This window comes from Hymenobacter sp. 102, assembly GCF_049949205.1.
Classification (GTDB): domain Bacteria; phylum Bacteroidota; class Bacteroidia; order Cytophagales; family Hymenobacteraceae; genus Hymenobacter.
On sequence record NZ_CP188174.1, the window covers coordinates 35,535 to 51,561 of the forward strand.

Genomic DNA, 16,027 nt, shown 5'->3' on the forward strand with positions numbered 1-16,027 from the left:
TAAGTCAACGAGAGGAGGTTTTTAAGGCCGGGGCTTTCTTCCCCACTGCCCTTAGTTGGCCAGGGGCAGATACACTTGCTTTTCTTGGTAGGGGTACACCAGCAGCCGCTGCGCATTATCCCGGTCGAGGTAGGTGTAGAGCACCCCCTGCACCGTGATGGGCTCCCCGGGCCGCACCTGCACGACCTTGCTGCCCACGCTCATCTCCGAGATGTAGAAGCGCATCAGCGAGTCTTTTGGCGTCTGCAGCACCAGCAAGGCCGATTTGGGCTTGGTCTCCACGTAGCCCGTGGGCTTCCAGCGCAGCACCGCCTCGAACGGAATCTTGTAGCCGGGGCCTACTTTGGGGTAGCCCGGCTTCACCCCGATGCGCCACATAGGGGGCAGGCCGAGCGTGATGGGCTGCAGGGCCTGCCCCTTCACCGACACCAGCTCCAGGTAGCCTTCGGCCGGCAGCAGCTGCTCCACGCCGGCCCGCACGTCAACCGCCGAGGCCGGCCGGGCCGGGGGCAGCGCGTAAGCCGCTTTTTGCGCCGCCATACGGGCCTGCTCAGCGGGGCTTTCCGCTTGCGCTTCTAGCGCGTCGGCGAGGGCCGCGTTGGCTTTTTCTTCTTTGGATTGACAGGCAGTGGCCAGGCCCAGGGTCAGCAGGGCCAGGTAGCGGGTGGGATAGTTCATCGGAAAGGAGGGGATTGGTTAGGCCGTCCACAGCCCGGAAGGCCGTTGCCGGTAGGAAGGATTGAGGGCATCGGACATGGTAATGGAGGGCAGGCCCGCCGAGGCCGAGCTGCCGCCGCTTGGGGCCGGGCTAGGGTCGGCTGAGCCGCCACCCCCACTATTGCCCCCGCCGGAGCTGCCCCCGCCCGAGGAGCTGCTGCTGCTCATGGCCCGGCCGATGGCCCCGGACACGCCGTGGCCGCCGCCGGCCATGCCAGCCGAAACACCGGCCGCCGCCGCTGCCGCCGAAGTGGCCATGCCCACCACGGAGCCCACGAACCCTTGCGCGGCCGAGGAGCCGATAAACAGGCTCGTCAGGTAAGGCACCATGAGGTAGAGCATGATGAAAGCCACCGAGACAATCAGCTGGCGGGTATCCGACTCCGCCGCCACCGGGGCGGAGAAAACCCCGCCAAACGTGGTGTTGGAAGCCGTGTAGAAGGTGTAGAGCAAATCCAGTAGGGCGAACGAGAGCCCCCAGAACTGCACGGCCAGGAAGTTCTGCAGCCACTTGATGGCCAGCTGGCCAAAGGCCGGCACCACCGACAGGCACAGGGAAATGGGGCCGCACACGAACAGGAATCCCAGAATGAACTGCTGGATGAACTGCATGATTTGCCGAATCAGCAGCACCACTTCCCCGGTCACCAGCTGCAGCAGAATGTTGGTCAGGCTGAACGAGGTGATGGTTTTGAGCAGGTTGGCTATTTCCTGCGCCCCTTGCTCCACCACCGTTTTCTGCGAGAGCGTTTCCGAGGTGCTGATGGTCGCGCCCAGTGCCGAAGCGGCCGTGGAGCCGTCTGGGGTGGCAAACATGCGGGTGAACCCGGCAATGCCCGAGCTAAGCGTGTCAATCAGCTCCTTATAGAAGAAGAGCAGGAAGAATATCCATACTGCCTTGATGATGGGGCCCCAGTCCATGGCCAGCCCGTTGCCCGAGATAAAGCCGCGCCCGATGGTGTAGAGCAGGGCAATGAGCATGAAGGTGGGCGTGATGTAGCGGCAGGCGCGCAGCACGATTTGCAGGGTCTGGTCGCAGGCGCTCAGAAAGCCCGGGTCGGCCCCGTAGGCGACCATTAGGTACAGGCTGCTCATTGGGCCAGGACGCCCTTGCGGGCCTGTTTATCCTCCACAAACTGGTCAACGGCGTAGTCCAGCCGCTGCACCTTCACGGGCTCGTATTGCGTGTTGCCCTCGGCGTCCAGCTTCGGCCGGCCGTTTCGGTCGAGCACCGGCTTCAGGTTGGTCTGCTGATAGAACTTGACCAGCTTGTTGAGGTAGTTGCGCTCCACGGGCTTGGAGGTCAGGATGGCGTCGAGCTGCGGCGAGGCCTCCACCCCGAATATCTTGCCCTTCGCGCCCTGCTTGATGAATATCTCGCGCAGCGCCTCGGTGGAGCGCACCGACTTAATCAAATCCATCTCGTGGCCGGTCAGGCCCAGCGGGGCCTGCAGCTGGGCCAGCGAGTCGGGGTTGACGTGGCGCAGGATAATCTTGGTGGCCGAGTTGTTGATGATGGCCGGCCCGATTTTGCTGCTGGTAATCTCGGTGATGCCCTGGGTGATGATGGTGACCGAGCCGTTGGTTTTGCGGATGGTGCGGTACATCGACTCGATGAACTCCGAGAGCACGCCCGAGAGCATGGTCCAGGCCTCGTCCAGGGCGATGTACTTGATGTCGTCGGGAAACTTGCGGAACAGGTCCAGGCTTAGCTCGGTGATGAGCATGGCCACCACCGGGTAGAGGTCGGGGTCGGCTTGCACCTTGGCCAAGTCAAAGCAGATGAGCCGGTACTCCGACAAGTCCACGTCGCGCTTGGCGTTGAGCACCCGCTCGTAGCGGCCGCCGGTGATGTACTGGCCCAGCACCAGGAAGAACTGGTGCATGTCGATGTACTTCAGGTTTTTCTGGTACTGCCGGCGGGCCCCGTCCAGCGGGTCGGGCTCCACCCCGTCGCCGGGCACGGCCACGGGCTTCTGCATCTCGTGGTCGAACTGCTCCACGAAGCGGTAGAAGCTTTCCATGCCGGGAAACTCCTCGTCCTTCTGGTTCAGACGGTCACTTTCGTTCAGGCAGGCGTAGTACTCAATCAGAAAGCGCGATAGGATGGTGCGCTCCGACTTGTCCAGCCCGGTATCCTTGCCGCCCTTCCACAGGGCGGCGAGCAGGGCCAGGTGGAAGTTGGTTTTCTCGTCGTTGTAGAGCCACTTGCCCGAAGCGTCGCGGGGCACCACAAAGGGGTTGAACTCGATGGGCCGCTGCGGGTCGTACTCGAAGTAGGTGTTATCGAAGTCCTCGCCGTTGAGCGACTGCAGCACGTTGCGGTAGGTGCCGCCCACGTCCATGATGATTTGCCGGGCACCCTTCTCGAAGCGCTGCACAATCAGGTTGCCGAAGGTGTAGCTCTTGCCCGAGCCAGAAGGGCCGATGACAATGGCGTTCTGATTGTCCAGGGCCGTGTTGAAGAGGTTTACCTGCACCAGATTGCGGAACCTGTCGGTGAGGTACTCGCCCACCGGGTCGGTTTTGTAGGTGGCCGTCCAGTGGGTGTAGCACGCGCCCCGGTCCGACGAGCAGGTCAGCCAGCGGTCCGGCACTTGGTAGGCGTTGCCGGGCAGCAGGCCGAAGAACACGGGCAGGGCCAGGTAGCTTTCCACCACGCTCTCGGTACCGAACATGTATCGAAAGGCGGCCGTGGCCCGCTCCACGTTTTCCCGGCGGCTGGTGTCGTTGGTATCCCACAGTAGCAGGGAGAGGTGCAGGCCCACAATCTGCTTGTTTTCGGCCCGCACCTCGGCGGTAAATTCCTCAACCTCCGCCGCCCGCAGCGCATTGTCCTGCGTGGAGAGAAACGAGAGCGAGGCATTGAGCTTGCGGTCGGTATCCAGCGAGCTAAGCTCGGCGCGGGTATCCTGAACCAGCAGCGCCTGCGTCAGAATGTGCGGGCACTGCAGGACGTGGGTGAGCGGGTAGAGCATGGGCGCGGTGACGCCGTAGCTGTTCTTCACCGCCGGGTGGGCCTCGCTGCCCTGACCCACCATCGAGAGAATGTTTACCCGGTGCTCGCCCACGCTGAGCGCGCCCATGTCGTTGCCAATCTCACGCTCCTGCCGGGTAGGCTGGCCATCAAAGCTGAGGTTGAAATACTGCAGGTAAAGCTGGTGCATCTCCCTCCCGCCGAGGCGCTCAAACGCAACGCCGCCCAGGTTCTTGATGCCCTGCACGAATTCTACGGCGCTGGCCTCGGCCAATTCGAGGGTCTGAACGAGTTGCGCGAAGGGGTTTTTCATCAGCGCTTCGCCGGCGCGGGCCACCAAGGCATTCACGGCGTTGGTGCGGGGCGCTTTCACGGCCACCGGGGCGAAGGAGAGAAATAGGTAGGACTTCTGAAACAGCACCAGCCGCTCGAAGAAGTGCTTGTTCATCTTGCCCTCGAAGTAGGTCTGCTGGGTTTTATCCTCGCGGTAGGGCCGGTCGTAGTAGATGTCGGTTTTCTGCGCAATGGTGCCCACGGGCAGGGGCCGCAGCACGCCCACCAGCGCGGTCTGGAAGGCCTCGTAGTCATCCACCGTCCAGCTTTCCATCTCGGCCGGCTCAATAGCGAAGCCCACCGCGACGCGACCATCTTTGAAGACCACCTTGTCGCCCTCGAAGCTGTGCACGGGCATCACGGCGTCAAACGCGGCCGTTTTTGGTTTTTTTGCCATGAAGAGTGGGAATGGGAAGGGAGCCCACCGCCAGGCGGCGGGGCTGGATGAAGGTGTAGGAGAGCCAGCCCATCAGGAAGCCGGGAGCTTGCGTGCGGGTGAGGTAGCGCAGGCTCAGAATCAGGCCCACTTCCGTGAGGATGACCACCAGATAGACCATGCGCGGAATCTTGACGGCCATGCCCAGGAAGCCCAGCAGCAGCACGGAGCCGATGAACAGGCCCACCAGCAGCCCCAGGTCCTGCAGGTTCATGCCCAGCACCTGCGCGGGGCGCTCAATGGATTTGTAGGAACGCATAGCAGCGGCCTAGTCGGTGATACCACCCCCGTCGCTGCCACCCACGGCGCTGACCAAATCGTCCTTGAAGAGCTGGAAGCCGAACCAAAGCAGCACCCCGCCCACCAGCCAGCCTAAGGAGCCCAGCGCGTCGGGTGAGCCCTGGATAAACTTCATTACCACCCGAATCAGGCCGATAATCAGGATGATTGCGAAGATGACCTGCACGATGCCAATCACCTTTTCCTTGACCTGGGTGAGGGCCGCTTCGGCGCTTTGCGCCCGCGCCGCGCCGGTGGAGAGGGCCAGCACCGTCAGCAGCGCGTAGCCGCGCTGCTCCAGCTTGGAAGGTTGGTAGGCTTTGCCGGCTACCACCAGGTTTGCCGCCAGATTGAGGGGTTTGTTGAGCATAGGAGTAAGAAAAAAAGGGGAAGGAAGCAGGGCGCTTATCGCCCGAAAAGCAGGGCAGAAAGAGCGCGGAAATAAGGTGTAGTGCCGGAGGGATGCATGGCTAGGCGGAGCCTTCCTTGATGAGGGCGGTCAGGGCGGCTTTCTGGCTATCGGTGCCGTTGCGGAGGGCCGCCCGGTTGCTTTTCTCAGCTCTGCGGCGGCTTTGCGGTTGGCCTCATCATTCTTGGTGCGCGTGGCTTCCGTGAGCGGGTTGCTGTAGATGGCCTGGGGCACGGTGGCTTCCCTGGCCGCTTCTGGCTCGGCCGGTTCGCTGTCGGCAACTGTCGCCGCTTCGGCTGTGGCCGGTGCTACTGTGGGCGCAGGCCTATCAGTGCCGAGTATATCCAGCACATTCACCTTTGCGCCGGGCGCGTGGCGCGAGGACTGCAGCGGGGCCGCTGCGGCATCTTTGCCGGAAGCCAGCCCCGGCGTGTCTGGCTGTTGCGCCTGTTCAGCGGTGCGGTTCTTGGTCGCTTCGCTGTCAGCTGCCGCTGCGGCCCGGGCCTGCTCTTGCTGTACCCGCTGGTCCTCGTCGGGCATGAGCCGGGCCAGCGCATTGCCGGTAGCCGGCGGCGGACTTGGCGCGACTACCTCCCGGGAAGGTAGAATAGTTGCGGGGCCATAATGAAAAGACCACACCGAGTGGTGGTTGCTCTTGGCCACGAGGTCAGCCGGCTTGCTCTTACTCTTGATGCGCCGCCAGGCCAAGCCGGACAGGGCAAACAGTAAAAACAAGGTGAACACAACGATAAAGGCCATTTTCATATGAGCCCTGCTTACGGCTTGTGTTCTGAAAGAGTTCTGAAAGATTTCTAAAATGATTCTTTTAATATTCTGTAAAACTTCTGATAAGTTTCTTCGTTAGGGATGGGCAACCGCGTTTAGGCCGAGCCAACTGCTGTTGAGCTGCTACCGGAGCGCGGGGTACCATTGCGGGTTTTGTATTAGCCATTTGCAGCGAATGGCTTGAATTCGTGTCTTTGTAGATTATGCCTCTCGTTAGGTCTACTAGCACACCTGTTCACCCTCACAAAGCCACCTCTTGCATGGTACCATCTGCACACATTTCGGCCCCCTTGGGCTTTCCCGACCTAAATCTCACCGTCCCTTATGCCGACGTTTTACGCTATGCCCAATTCCGCCTGCTGATGCTTCCTAAAGGGGAGCTGAAATCGTTCTGCGAGCAGCATGAGCTGCCCTACACCAGTATTGTAGGACTAAAAAACAACTCCCTGAAGCGCGAAGAGCCCCGCCTGCTGCAGCGCTTGCTCCGCAACCTCGACGTGGCCACTGAGCTAATCAGGATTCCGCCCAACAGCGAGAGCCCGCGCTTTCTATTTCCCAGCCAGGAGGCCCTGACCACTTTCCAGAAGCAGTTGAAGTGCTTCGACAGCGGCACCCCTCCCCTGCCCGGCACCGAGCACGCCGCCGGCGCATCGGCAGCCCCAGCCCCGTAACCTCGACCGGATAGTTTTCTGGGTAGCCAGGCGGACTCATTCCCGTCTGCCCTTCCCCGCCCGGAGCTACTGGTCATCAACGACCACTTGTAAGCTCCCCGCGATGAATGCCCCTATTCGAGAAAACGACCCCACCGAGCTTGACCGGTTCAAGCGTGACATCGACCTCGTAGACTACGCCGAGCGGCAAGGCTACCAAGTCAGGAAGGAAGGCAAGCGCGGCGACTGGCACCAGCTCGAAAAAGACGGGGAAGTGCTCATTGTCACCCGCAAGGCCGACCACCAGGTATACCTGAACACCGGCGACGACCGGGACAAGGGCAGCGTTATTGATTTCGCGAAAACCCGGGGCGGCAACGGCCACGGATTGAATTTGGGGCAGGTTCGCCAGCAGCTACGCGAGTATCTGCATGACGGGCCTGTCCCAGCCCGTGTCTACACCGCCCCGTTGGAGGTGAGCCGACTCAATGCCCTGCCCGTGGGCGACCCCGACCATGAGCGCCAGCAGCAGGAAGACCGCAAAACGCGCCTCATTGCCGAGGTGCTGGGCGTGAATAAGGAGCTAACCGACCGCAGCTACCTGCACAGCCGGAGTATTACCGATAGCACGATTGACAGCCCGGCCTTTCAGGGGCGCATCTTCACCGCGCAGCAGAACGAGCACAAGAACACCGCTTTCCCGCTCTACAACGAGCAGGGCTTGGCCAGCGTCGAGCAGAAGAACGAGCACTACAAAAACCTGCTGCCGCTGCCCAAAAACGGCATCTGGGTATCGCACCCCACCCAGGGTAAGGATACGCCGGTCGAGCGGGTGGTCGTGTCCGAATCGGCCATTGACTCCCTCTCTCACTACCAGCTGAAGCACGCGCAGGCCCCCCGGAACACGCTTTACGTGGCTACCAGCGGCACGCCCACCGAAGCGCAGGTGGCCCTGATTCAGCGGGTGATTGACAAGCAGGAGCCCAAGGAAATCGTGCTGGCCAATGACCGCGACGCCGGCGGGCGGCAGTTCAACATGAACTACATGAACGAGCTGCACCCGGCCCGCCCGCTGGTTCCCGTAGCCGACCAGGAAGCATACAAAGAAGCCAGTCGACCAGTGGAATGGCATGCCACGTCGGACAAGTACCACACGGCCCTGAAAGTGAGCTACCGCCACGACAGCGCCGAGAGCGGGGCAGCCCAGGTGCAGCAGCTGACCGAGCGGGTAGCCCGGATGAACGGCACCCAGGAAGCCGGCCCTACCATTGAGCTGGAAGTGCAGCGCAGCACCGAGCGGGAAACCGTTCTGCGCCTGTCGGTGGCCAAGGCCGATACCGCCCAGCTCGAAGTAATCAGCCAGGAGCTGTATCGCCAGCGGGAGCAGCTGCGGCCTGAGCAGGAGCGCGGCCAGGAGACTTTCATTCGGGTCGATTATCCGCAGGCCAAAGACTGGAACCGGGAGCTGGAGCTAACGGCGCAAGGCCTGAGCGCCGAGCAAATCCGCGCCCAGGCGCAGCTGGACGAGCAGCAGCGCGCCGCCGAGCGTGACCAGCGCGAGCAGCAGCGACAGGCAGAGTACGCCCGCTCCGCCGCGATGGAGCGCGCCGAGCAGGAAACCCGCCGCCAGTACGACGAGCGGCAGCGGCAGCAGCGGGCAGACGACAACAGCCCCGAAAGCCAGGCCGAGCAGCAGGAGGAGGACCGTCGCTTCAATCAGGCAATGATGGGAGGGGCAGTCGCTGACGCCGGCCGCCAGGATGCGGAGCAGCCGTTCCGCTCTTACCGAACCGAGCAGGAAGCGGCAGCGCACACGGCGCAGTTCGTGCACGCCCGTGATGCGGGCCTAGTGCTGCTAAAGGAGTACATCAACGATAACCCCCCTCCTACCGGCCGCAAAGTTGATGAGGCCGAGCAGGCTGAGCTACGCGACCAGGCCCGCTTCGCGGCGCGCCCGGCGGCAGCCGACCTGCCGGTAGCCCAGGCGGAGGTGAAGGTAGCAACCTGGCAAATCGATGAGTTGGAGCCCAACACCACCGGCCGCGCCGAAGCCTGGAAGGAAATTCTGGATAATTCCGGCTACTCGATGCGGACGAGTGAGATTCGCAGCACCGTGGATGAGCAGGGCATCCGGCGGGCGGAGTTCGACATGACCTACCGCAACGACCAGCCCGATATTGCCATCATTCACGCCATTGTGACGAATACCAACGCCCGCGCCGAGGCTGGGCGGGAGCAGTATGCTGGTGTGCGGGTAGCGGAGAGCGAAGCCAACCAGGCAGCGCGCCAGGCGGCAGCCGAAGTTGCTCCCATTCAGCCCCACAACCGGGACCGTAGCCTGGATGTGGCTGATAAACCGCCGCTGGAATCTACGGCTAATGCGCTAAGCAGCGAAAAGCAAGTAATCATCAAAGTGGATGAGCCCGCCATTACCCCAGGCGAGCGGGGCCAGGCCGAGGCCGTACAGGCCGCGGTTATCGGCAGCGGAGCCAAAGCCGGCGACATTCAGAGCACCACCGCTAACGATGGTATCCGCCACTCGGAAATGAAAGTCACTTACCGCACCGACCAGCCGGAGCTTAGCCGGATTAGCCACACGCTGGACGCAGTGGCAGAGCAGCCCGGTAGCCACGTTGTGGAGCACAGCAGCGACCGGGCCGAGCGGCGCGAGCTAAGCAAAAGTCAGGAGGTGGCCACGCCGGCGCGGAATACGGAAATCACGCGGTGAGTGCGGCGGTTTCGGCCGACTACCCCGCAAACACCCGGGCGCTGGTGACTTTTTCAAATGACAACTCAAGGCCTTCCTCACTCACCCAAAGGTCAACGGTTTTAGAATAAGAGAAAATGTGCAGCAGGGGCTTGGTAAGCGCATTTGTTACCATGCACACCCGATAGTTGGGGCTATCTGCCAACAGACTGCTGTACTCGTTGGCCGTCAGCTCGGCGGCAATGGCGGTTCCGGATAGCCCTTTCACCTCCAGCTTCAGTCTGACATTTCCGTTGGTAGCGGTCAGGTCCCACCCGACCTTCGCGGCTTCTACGGACTCTATGTCGTACCCTAGCTTTTGATAGTAGTCCCACGTTGTTTCAATAGCCTTTTGCTCGATGGCTAGCCGTTTGAGTACGTCGGGCTGCCTGGGCGACTGGCCTTTATTTCGGGTAGCTGGAGGGGAAAGTATCCCGCCCCTGGCAATGTAGGCTTGCACCTGCTGCACAAAGTCCACGTTGGCTTCATCGTCGGCGTACCAGACGTTCGTTTTGGCTATTTTCTTCCGATTGTATTAAGGGGCTTGTAAAACTATCGACCCTCGCTACTCTTATGGCACATTTATGCCTTATCAGTAGCATTCAAGCTGTTTGGCTTCCGAGTCGGAGGTTTTGCCAATTTGTTTAACTACACATAACTTTGGAGGGGGGGGAGCGATAGGTTTGGGAAGTTGTTGAGGGTTAAAATAGGAAAGCGCGCCAACCTCAAGCCCACCAACTCTCCGTGGAGACCAGCACCCACGCTAAAAAACGGGCCTTACCAACCAAACGTGGCGACATTACGCACCAAGCACCATGAAGATGATACAGGAACTTTTTTACGTTTACTGGCGCTGCAAAAAGTGCGGAGCCGAGAGCAACAAAGGCACTAGTAATGCTCCTGACCGTGACGGCTGTCCTAAAGCTGGTGGTCGCCACGATTGGGTATCGGTGTAAGCGAAAGTTCACCCAAATCGCCTCAAAAACACCCCGCATAACCGTTTCGCGGGGTGTTTTTAAAGGGTAGCTGATTACCCAAAAGACCCATGCCAACGGTCGACCCGGAAGAATACCAGAGTCATGAGGGCCGGGCGCATCACTTGGCCCGAGCCCAACCGCTGGACTATGCTGCCCTGCTGCGTGATACCCTGGCCCTGGCCAAATGGAAGCTCACCAGCCACGACGTGTACATGGTGCACATAAAGCACATCTACCGGGCCAAAAACCCGGCCGGCGCGTTGCAGCGCAGTGCTTTCGACTTCGACTATTTCCCGAAGCGCGACAGCCTGGTGCTGGTAGCCAACAACCCCACCTACACCGACGGGCCGACCGCGCCATGAGCACCGGCCTGCCCACCCGGCTGCTGCTGGCCGCCCCTGTTGCCCGCACCCAAACCAGGCCCGCCCCCGCGCCCGCCGGCCCAGCCTGAAAACCTGGCCTTGGTTAAAAGCTTAGTCCAAAGGTTAAGCGGATTGCTTACGATGGACACATTCACCCTTCAAAATAGGGCGCCCACAGGTTAATGAGGCTGGCTTGTTCAGTAAAATGTCCGTATTCTGAAACAGCCGCCCACGCAGTTTTTCCCTACCGATACTTTCTGCTCCTACTCTTGTGCTACCCCTATAGAACTCCATCAGGTGGTCCTGCCACAGGTGACGGGAGTTAGCTGGGCGCGGCTGTTCCGTGCGGAATAACGTTGCGTTCTTATACCAACCCACGATGTAGCTGCCACCACCCTCCTTCCCACCCTTGCTCCCTGGTATGGGCCCCGCCTCCCGTGATGGTGTCGAGGTTCCGGTGGTTGCCCGCGTAAGAATCCATCCAGCCGGTATTGAAAAAGATGATGCGCGGCATGGATAGCAGGGGTGATGGTTTTAATAGATTTTGCGGATACAAGGCTTAGGCAAGCGCGGATTTCGGTTGTAAAGAACTTCCTCGCATTTTAACAGACTTCAGTGCCCGCTCAGTGCTGCCTACAAACGGATGCCATTCCAGTTGGTCGTAGTCAGTGGGCTTGGGTGGGATTGCGCCCCGGTAGAACCCGTACAGCTGGTAAGCCCGGTACTTCAGTATCTGTTTACACTCTGGGAAATGGTCCGCGAGACTGTGAATGGCACTCGGAATGAGCACCAAATTTGGCAGTGCACAGTAATACAGCGGGTCATATGCTTCGCCCTGCTCGTCGTAGATGTGGCAGGTATGAAACTTCTTGATTTCCTCCGTTTTGGTACGGTAACCAAGCGCCGTTTTGATGGCAATATTTGCTTTGGAGTTATCATCCAAGTAATTGCCATCGGCGAAAGCGCGGACCGTCTCGTTATTTTTCGTCCGGGCCCGGCGCACGTTGCGAAACCACCGGGCTGTATCGTTGCCGTCTTCCTGGCGCAGGGCTTCAATTACCTTGGGATGCACCCAGAGTGAAGTAGATGCTACAAGTTGCAGAAGCGGAGTAATATGGGCATGGAGTAGGTCGTTTCCATTCATAGTACAGCTAAGAAAAGACGCTTCACCGTCATCTTAAGACGCGGCGTCCGTGAATTGGAGAAAGTCCGTCACCGCATCTCCTGCGCGCTGGCAGATGAGCTTTTGGACTTTGGGGAGCAATTAACCATTTGGTGATTTGCTGCTTGCGTCCAGCTTCTGTTGCAGTGAGGCAAAGCGAGGGTCCAAAGTAACCTGGGCGGGAGTATACTCCACCCATTCTCTTCTATGAGCAGGAGCCGCTGCAGGTGCTGCGAGCAGGACCGTGCCGCCTGTACCGTGGAAGCCCTGCACGGCCGCGTGGGGCTCAAATCCATCGGGAAGGCAATCAGACGGTACATGTACCCGGGCCTTGGCCCGCGTCAGGGCGACGTAAAGCAGGTTGATTTCCTCGAATACACGGGCCCTGACGCCCGTCTCCGGGGGCTTGGCTGCAAATTCCTCTTCCAGCTTGTCAACGGTGGCCTGCGTGATAAAATCCGGGGTGAGCTGCACTTGGTCGTACTCCAAGCCCTTGCAGCGGTGTACCGTGGAGAAGTAGAGTTGCGCCTGGTCGCGGGCACCATCAGCAACGTGCAGGCGCTTCAACTCTTTGATAAGGTCGATAACGTCGTTGCCGTAATCCTCCACGATGGTGATGAGCATCTGCAGCTGCCCATCCTCGGTCTGCTCGGCGTAGTCGGCCAATTCATCCAGATTGGCCATTTTGCGAATCAACGGGTCTTTAATGGCCTCGCTACGGCCGTTATAGAGGGCCAGTACATCCGTTAAGCTCGCGCCCTCCCCCGCGTAGGTGTAGGAGTTAATGTTGCCCTCGAAGTACACCCGACGCAGCTGCTGCCGGTGCTCCTTAACGTACTCAATAGCCTTGAGCAGCAACCCCAGGTTGGTGCGGCCAATTACGGCGCGAGTAGTTCCCTCGCTTGGCGCTTCCTGCGCGGCACCCGTCACCACGAGTTGGGGACCCGCGCCCAGTTGCGTTTTCCAGCTCAGAACGTGTGAGGCCAGTTTGGCGATGGGAGGTCCAAACCGGAAGCTGGTACTTAGCTGCAGGCTGGGATAATCCGTTCTTTCCAGCGAGTTGACCGCGTGCCGCCAGCCGTAAATCTGCTGATGGGTATCCCCGACAATCACCTTAGTAGCGGGTTGACGGAAGAAGATATCCAGCATGGCCCCGGAGGCGTCCTGGCCCTCATCGAACAGGATAACATCAGCCGGCAGCAGGGTGTGGCTCAACTGAAATTTCTTCAGGTAGAAGTCATGGGTAATAGCAATTTCACCGCGGTCCATGCGGGCCAGCAATTCCCGGCAGCTTCGCTCGATAGTAGCGTAGTGCTTGCCGACAAATTCCCGAGCCTTCGGGTCGATTAGCGTGGACAGGTAATCGAGCCGTTGCACCTGCGCCTGGTCGCTGTTGCAGAAATAGGTCACGAACTTGGCAATGTGGTTGGCCAGCACATACTCCTGGTGGCGCTCCTGCCCGGTGCCCCGGGGCAGCTTGAGCATTTCTACCAGCTCGTGCGCCCGATACCCTTTGTTGTTGAGTTGGTAGCGGCTGCCGCGCACCACGTAGCGGTAGGCCAAGGAATGCGCTGTTTCTACCACCACGTTCGGTAAGCCAGCTGCCTGAAACTTGCGAATGGCCTCCTGCCGCACCGTCTTGTTGAAGGCGAGGTACAGGATGCGGGCCGTTGCCGGTTGGGCGCGGGCATATTCGACCATCGTAGTGGTTTTACCACTCCCGGCAACGGCGTTGATTTTCAAATGGCCACGGGAAGCCAGGATGGCAGACTGCTCAGCCGTAAGATTCATCACGAATTATTTCCGCCGGCCAGCGGCTAACGCCCTGCCGGACTTGGTATAGTGTTGTCTGCTGGAATACACCTAAAGCCCGCGGGGCAGCTACGCGTATTCCAAGATAAGTTCGGCAGAGATACCCAGCTTTTGGTAAAGGCGCTTGGCTAGGTCCAGGTTGATGGCGCGCTTGCCGTTGAGAACTTCGCTCAGTCGGCTGTTTGCAATGCCGAGCAGGGCAGCCATATCCTGCTTTTTCAGGCGGCGCGCTACCATCTCCCGCTCCAGCATGCCGACCAGCGAGGTGGGCGAGATGGGACGGTGGCCATGGTCGTTTTCGTATTCGTTCGCGGCGCGACCGAGGGACTTGATTTCGTCCAGGTTGCCGGGCTCGTTGTCGATGAGGTATTCAAGCCGCGTCATAGCGGCCTGATACTCCTTTTCAGTGTGCAGGATGAGTGCCATTGTGCGTGTGGGGTGAATGATTGGGATAGAAGAAGGTGGCTCAGACCGTCGAAGTGTCGGGGATGCGGTCGTACTCAGCGTGGGTGCCCACGAAGCGGACGTACACCTGGTAAGCCGGGAAAAAGATGCGGACAATCAGGCGGAAGCGGTTGCCCAGAATATTGAACACGTAGCGGTTGTTGCCGACGTAGCGAGCGGGTACATCAGCGGCTGTCTGCCACTCAGCCGCCTCGGCCATCTCGAACCACTCCAGCAGGGCTTGGGCTACATCAGGGTGTTGGGTATTTCCATAGTCTCTCAATGTTTTCTTAGTAAGTATCTCCATAGTCAATAAGCATAATGTCTAGCAAAAAGCGGCGCGAGGGCACGGGTTACAGGTCTTAAGTAAAGATACGTAAAATTTCTGGATAAGGTAAAAAAATTTACACAATACAGAAATTGGGGCGTGTCCCTTCGGGCCGGGCTGTTCGGAGCTGCGGCTGCGCCTACGGTCCTGCGGACTAAACCCCTGCCATCCCTCACGCAAAAGGCCGTCGCACAGGCCATCAGACGGAGCCGCCGGGCTGCCGACGACTGTGCTGCGCTACATCGACCGCAGGCCGGTGGCTCCGCCTGATGGCCTCTTCCATTGAAAAGAGAGTCGGAGCTGTGAGCCAGCCGGCTGAAAAAGCCGCCCCACTCCCAGCAGAGCGCGGATAAGTCTTCTGCCATTTCGTGGCCAAGCGGAATTAGGGGCGGTGGGGAAAAAAGGCGGAGATAGAGGGACTATAAGAAAGAAAATAACTTGTATAAAATACGAATTATAATCGCATAAAGTGCAACTAATTGTGTGCCGCTGCCGTTTAATAAGTATAACAAACGAACGGAACAACAGCCTTTTAGCCATGAAAAAGACCAGCAAGCCTGCCGCCAAGAAAGCCACCAAAGCAGCCGCAACCCGGCCCGACGTGTACCAGATTGTGACGGACCGGATTATTTCGGCGCTGGAAGGCGGCATCATTCCGTGGCGCAAGCCGTGGAACGCGGTGTATGGCCTGCCCCGCAACTACGCCACCGGCCGCGTGTACAGCGGAATCAACCTGTTTCTGCTGCATTTCAGCGGAGCCCTCCCCTTCTTCATGACATTCAAGCAGGCGCTGGCGCTAGGCGGCAACGTGAGAAAAGGGGCCAAAGGCCATCAGGTAGTGTATTACAACATCAGCAAGCGCGAGAACAAGGAAACCGGCAAGGAAGAGAAAACGCCCTTCCTGAAGTATTACACCGTGTTTTCAGTGGAAGACATTGAGGGCATCGAGTTCAATCTGCCCGAGGTAACCAAGCAGGAGTTCACCCCCAGCGAAGTGGCCGAAGGCATCGTGGAGGCGTGGGACGGCAAGCCCGCCATTCAGTACCTGCACCAGCGGGCCTACTATTCGCCGGCGCTGGACTTTGTGAACATGCCCAAGCCGGAAACCTTCACCACGTCGGAGGGCTACTATCAGACCCTGTTTCACGAACTGACGCACAGCACCGGCCACCAGAGCCGCCTTGACCGCGCCGACCTGACCGCTGGCGAGGGAAAGCAGAGCAGCAGCTACGCCCGCGAGGAGCTGACCGCTGAAATGGGCGCATCCTTTCTGAGCGCGGCGGCCGGCATTGCTACCGAGCAGACCGAAGAAAACGCCGTGGCCTACATTCAGAACTGGCTGGAACGGTTGAAGAATGATAAGAGGCTTGTGGTACAGGCCGCCAGCAAAGCCCAGCGCGCCGCTGAGATGATACTAGGGACGACAGCGGAGCCGGAGGGCGAAGCCGACGAGGTACAGGCCCCGGCAGCCGCGCCGGTAGCCAGCGAGCCGGTTGCGGTGCTCGACGACATCGACCGCGAGTTTATGGCCGCCGAGCTAAGCTGGCTGCAGCTCGCATAGCCCGCCGGGCGGGGCTGGCCGCTTGCGAGCGGCTAGCCCTAGCCTTAA

General features: G+C 60.0%; 16 protein-coding genes. 4 read left to right on the forward strand and 12 right to left on the reverse strand.

What is annotated here, in order from left to right:
- Nucleotides 1-51: 51 nt before the first annotated feature.
- The 6 genes from ACN19L_RS23980 to ACN19L_RS24005 all read right to left on the reverse strand — a co-directional run bounded on the left by ACN19L_RS23980 (nucleotide 52) and on the right by ACN19L_RS24005 (nucleotide 5,910).
- Nucleotides 52-678: a hypothetical protein gene (locus tag ACN19L_RS23980; RefSeq protein WP_426491400.1), complete on the reverse strand. Its 627-nt coding sequence runs from the start codon at nucleotides 676-678 to the stop codon at nucleotides 52-54.
- Nucleotides 679-696: 18 nt separating this feature from the next.
- A complete protein-coding gene (locus ACN19L_RS23985) occupies nucleotides 697-1,812 on the reverse strand; it encodes a hypothetical protein (RefSeq protein WP_426491401.1) in 1,116 nt (371 codons plus the stop codon).
- Nucleotides 1,809-4,424 (reverse strand): type IV secretion system protein VirB4, encoded by a 2,616-nt coding sequence (locus ACN19L_RS23990; RefSeq protein WP_426491402.1) that lies wholly within the window; start codon nucleotides 4,422-4,424, stop codon nucleotides 1,809-1,811. Before ACN19L_RS23990 ends, ACN19L_RS23985 begins: the two co-directional genes overlap by 4 nt.
- Nucleotides 4,393-4,722 carry a hypothetical protein gene (locus tag ACN19L_RS23995; protein ID WP_149072702.1) on the reverse strand — a complete coding sequence of 110 codons (330 nt, stop codon included), beginning with the start codon at nucleotides 4,720-4,722 and terminating at the stop codon, nucleotides 4,393-4,395. Before ACN19L_RS23995 ends, ACN19L_RS23990 begins: the two co-directional genes overlap by 32 nt.
- Nucleotides 4,723-4,731: 9 nt before the next feature.
- Complete coding sequence (locus ACN19L_RS24000) at nucleotides 4,732-5,112, reverse strand: DUF4134 domain-containing protein (protein ID WP_073288146.1); 381 nt, start codon at nucleotides 5,110-5,112, stop codon at nucleotides 4,732-4,734.
- A gap of 129 nt (nucleotides 5,113-5,241) precedes the next feature.
- Nucleotides 5,242-5,910: a hypothetical protein gene (locus ACN19L_RS24005; RefSeq protein WP_426491403.1), complete on the reverse strand. Its 669-nt coding sequence runs from the start codon at nucleotides 5,908-5,910 to the stop codon at nucleotides 5,242-5,244.
- 287 nt (nucleotides 5,911-6,197) lie between these two features.
- Here ACN19L_RS24005 and ACN19L_RS24010 point away from each other — a divergent pair, with 287 nt between their 5' ends.
- Together ACN19L_RS24010 and ACN19L_RS24015 are read left to right on the forward strand one after the other, a co-directional pair.
- Complete coding sequence (locus ACN19L_RS24010; RefSeq protein WP_149072666.1) at nucleotides 6,198-6,608, forward strand: hypothetical protein; 411 nt, start codon at nucleotides 6,198-6,200, stop codon at nucleotides 6,606-6,608.
- Nucleotides 6,609-6,711: 103 nt separating this feature from the next.
- The gene (locus ACN19L_RS24015) at nucleotides 6,712-9,315 is read left to right on the forward strand and encodes a toprim domain-containing protein (protein ID WP_426491404.1); all 2,604 of its coding nucleotides are present in this window, start codon (nucleotides 6,712-6,714) and stop codon (nucleotides 9,313-9,315) included.
- Between the two features lie 19 nt (nucleotides 9,316-9,334).
- Here the strand turns inward: ACN19L_RS24015 and ACN19L_RS24020 are convergent, their stop codons facing one another.
- Complete coding sequence (locus tag ACN19L_RS24020) at nucleotides 9,335-9,811, reverse strand: protein NO VEIN domain-containing protein (protein ID WP_426491405.1); 477 nt, start codon at nucleotides 9,809-9,811, stop codon at nucleotides 9,335-9,337.
- Between the two features lie 567 nt (nucleotides 9,812-10,378).
- Here ACN19L_RS24020 and ACN19L_RS24025 point away from each other — a divergent pair.
- Nucleotides 10,379-10,672, forward strand: a complete 294-nt coding sequence (locus ACN19L_RS24025; protein ID WP_426491406.1) for a hypothetical protein — start codon at nucleotides 10,379-10,381, stop codon at nucleotides 10,670-10,672.
- A gap of 364 nt (nucleotides 10,673-11,036) precedes the next feature.
- Here the strand turns inward: ACN19L_RS24025 and ACN19L_RS24030 are convergent, their stop codons facing one another.
- The 5 genes from ACN19L_RS24030 to ACN19L_RS24050 all read right to left on the reverse strand — a co-directional run bounded on the left by ACN19L_RS24030 (nucleotide 11,037) and on the right by ACN19L_RS24050 (nucleotide 14,397).
- Nucleotides 11,037-11,186, reverse strand: coding sequence for a hypothetical protein (locus tag ACN19L_RS24030; RefSeq protein ID WP_426491407.1), 150 nt, complete (start codon nucleotides 11,184-11,186; stop codon nucleotides 11,037-11,039).
- 45 nt (nucleotides 11,187-11,231) lie between these two features.
- Complete coding sequence (locus tag ACN19L_RS24035) at nucleotides 11,232-11,816, reverse strand: hypothetical protein (RefSeq protein WP_426491408.1); 585 nt, start codon at nucleotides 11,814-11,816, stop codon at nucleotides 11,232-11,234.
- Nucleotides 11,817-11,936: 120 nt separating this feature from the next.
- Complete coding sequence (locus ACN19L_RS24040) at nucleotides 11,937-13,625, reverse strand: UvrD-helicase domain-containing protein (protein WP_426491409.1); 1,689 nt, start codon at nucleotides 13,623-13,625, stop codon at nucleotides 11,937-11,939.
- A 90-nt stretch (nucleotides 13,626-13,715) separates the two neighbouring features.
- Nucleotides 13,716-14,072 carry a helix-turn-helix domain-containing protein gene (locus ACN19L_RS24045; RefSeq protein WP_426491410.1) on the reverse strand — a complete coding sequence of 119 codons (357 nt, stop codon included), beginning with the start codon at nucleotides 14,070-14,072 and terminating at the stop codon, nucleotides 13,716-13,718.
- A gap of 40 nt (nucleotides 14,073-14,112) precedes the next feature.
- Nucleotides 14,113-14,397 carry a type II toxin-antitoxin system HigB family toxin gene (locus ACN19L_RS24050; protein ID WP_345228239.1) on the reverse strand — a complete coding sequence of 95 codons (285 nt, stop codon included), beginning with the start codon at nucleotides 14,395-14,397 and terminating at the stop codon, nucleotides 14,113-14,115.
- Between the two features lie 559 nt (nucleotides 14,398-14,956).
- Here ACN19L_RS24050 and ACN19L_RS24055 point away from each other — a divergent pair.
- Nucleotides 14,957-15,979 carry an ArdC family protein gene (locus ACN19L_RS24055; protein ID WP_426491411.1) on the forward strand — a complete coding sequence of 341 codons (1,023 nt, stop codon included), beginning with the start codon at nucleotides 14,957-14,959 and terminating at the stop codon, nucleotides 15,977-15,979.
- Nucleotides 15,980-16,027 lie beyond the last annotated feature (48 nt).

Bases quoted from the DNA above. Each gene is read 5' to 3' on its own strand.
- ACN19L_RS23980 (WP_426491400.1), bottom strand. From the start codon at position 678: ATGAACTATCCCACCCGCTACCTGGCCCTGCTGACCCTGGGCCTGGCC.
- ACN19L_RS23985 (WP_426491401.1), bottom strand. From the start codon at position 1,812: ATGAGCAGCCTGTACCTAATGGTCGCCTACGGGGCCGACCCGGGCTTT.
- ACN19L_RS23990 (WP_426491402.1), bottom strand. From the start codon at position 4,424: ATGGCAAAAAAACCAAAAACGGCCGCGTTTGACGCCGTGATGCCCGTG.
- ACN19L_RS23995 (WP_149072702.1), bottom strand. From the start codon at position 4,722: ATGCGTTCCTACAAATCCATTGAGCGCCCCGCGCAGGTGCTGGGCATG.
- ACN19L_RS24000 (WP_073288146.1), bottom strand. From the start codon at position 5,112: ATGCTCAACAAACCCCTCAATCTGGCGGCAAACCTGGTGGTAGCCGGC.
- ACN19L_RS24005 (WP_426491403.1), bottom strand. From the start codon at position 5,910: ATGGCCTTTATCGTTGTGTTCACCTTGTTTTTACTGTTTGCCCTGTCC.
- ACN19L_RS24010 (WP_149072666.1), top strand. From the start codon at position 6,198: ATGGTACCATCTGCACACATTTCGGCCCCCTTGGGCTTTCCCGACCTA.
- ACN19L_RS24015 (WP_426491404.1), top strand. From the start codon at position 6,712: ATGAATGCCCCTATTCGAGAAAACGACCCCACCGAGCTTGACCGGTTC.
- ACN19L_RS24025 (WP_426491406.1), top strand. From the start codon at position 10,379: ATGCCAACGGTCGACCCGGAAGAATACCAGAGTCATGAGGGCCGGGCG.
- ACN19L_RS24030 (WP_426491407.1), bottom strand. From the start codon at position 11,186: ATGCCGCGCATCATCTTTTTCAATACCGGCTGGATGGATTCTTACGCG.
- ACN19L_RS24035 (WP_426491408.1), bottom strand. From the start codon at position 11,816: ATGAATGGAAACGACCTACTCCATGCCCATATTACTCCGCTTCTGCAA.
- ACN19L_RS24040 (WP_426491409.1), bottom strand. From the start codon at position 13,625: ATGAATCTTACGGCTGAGCAGTCTGCCATCCTGGCTTCCCGTGGCCAT.
- ACN19L_RS24045 (WP_426491410.1), bottom strand. From the start codon at position 14,072: ATGGCACTCATCCTGCACACTGAAAAGGAGTATCAGGCCGCTATGACG.
- ACN19L_RS24050 (WP_345228239.1), bottom strand. From the start codon at position 14,397: ATGGAGATACTTACTAAGAAAACATTGAGAGACTATGGAAATACCCAA.
- ACN19L_RS24055 (WP_426491411.1), top strand. From the start codon at position 14,957: ATGAAAAAGACCAGCAAGCCTGCCGCCAAGAAAGCCACCAAAGCAGCC.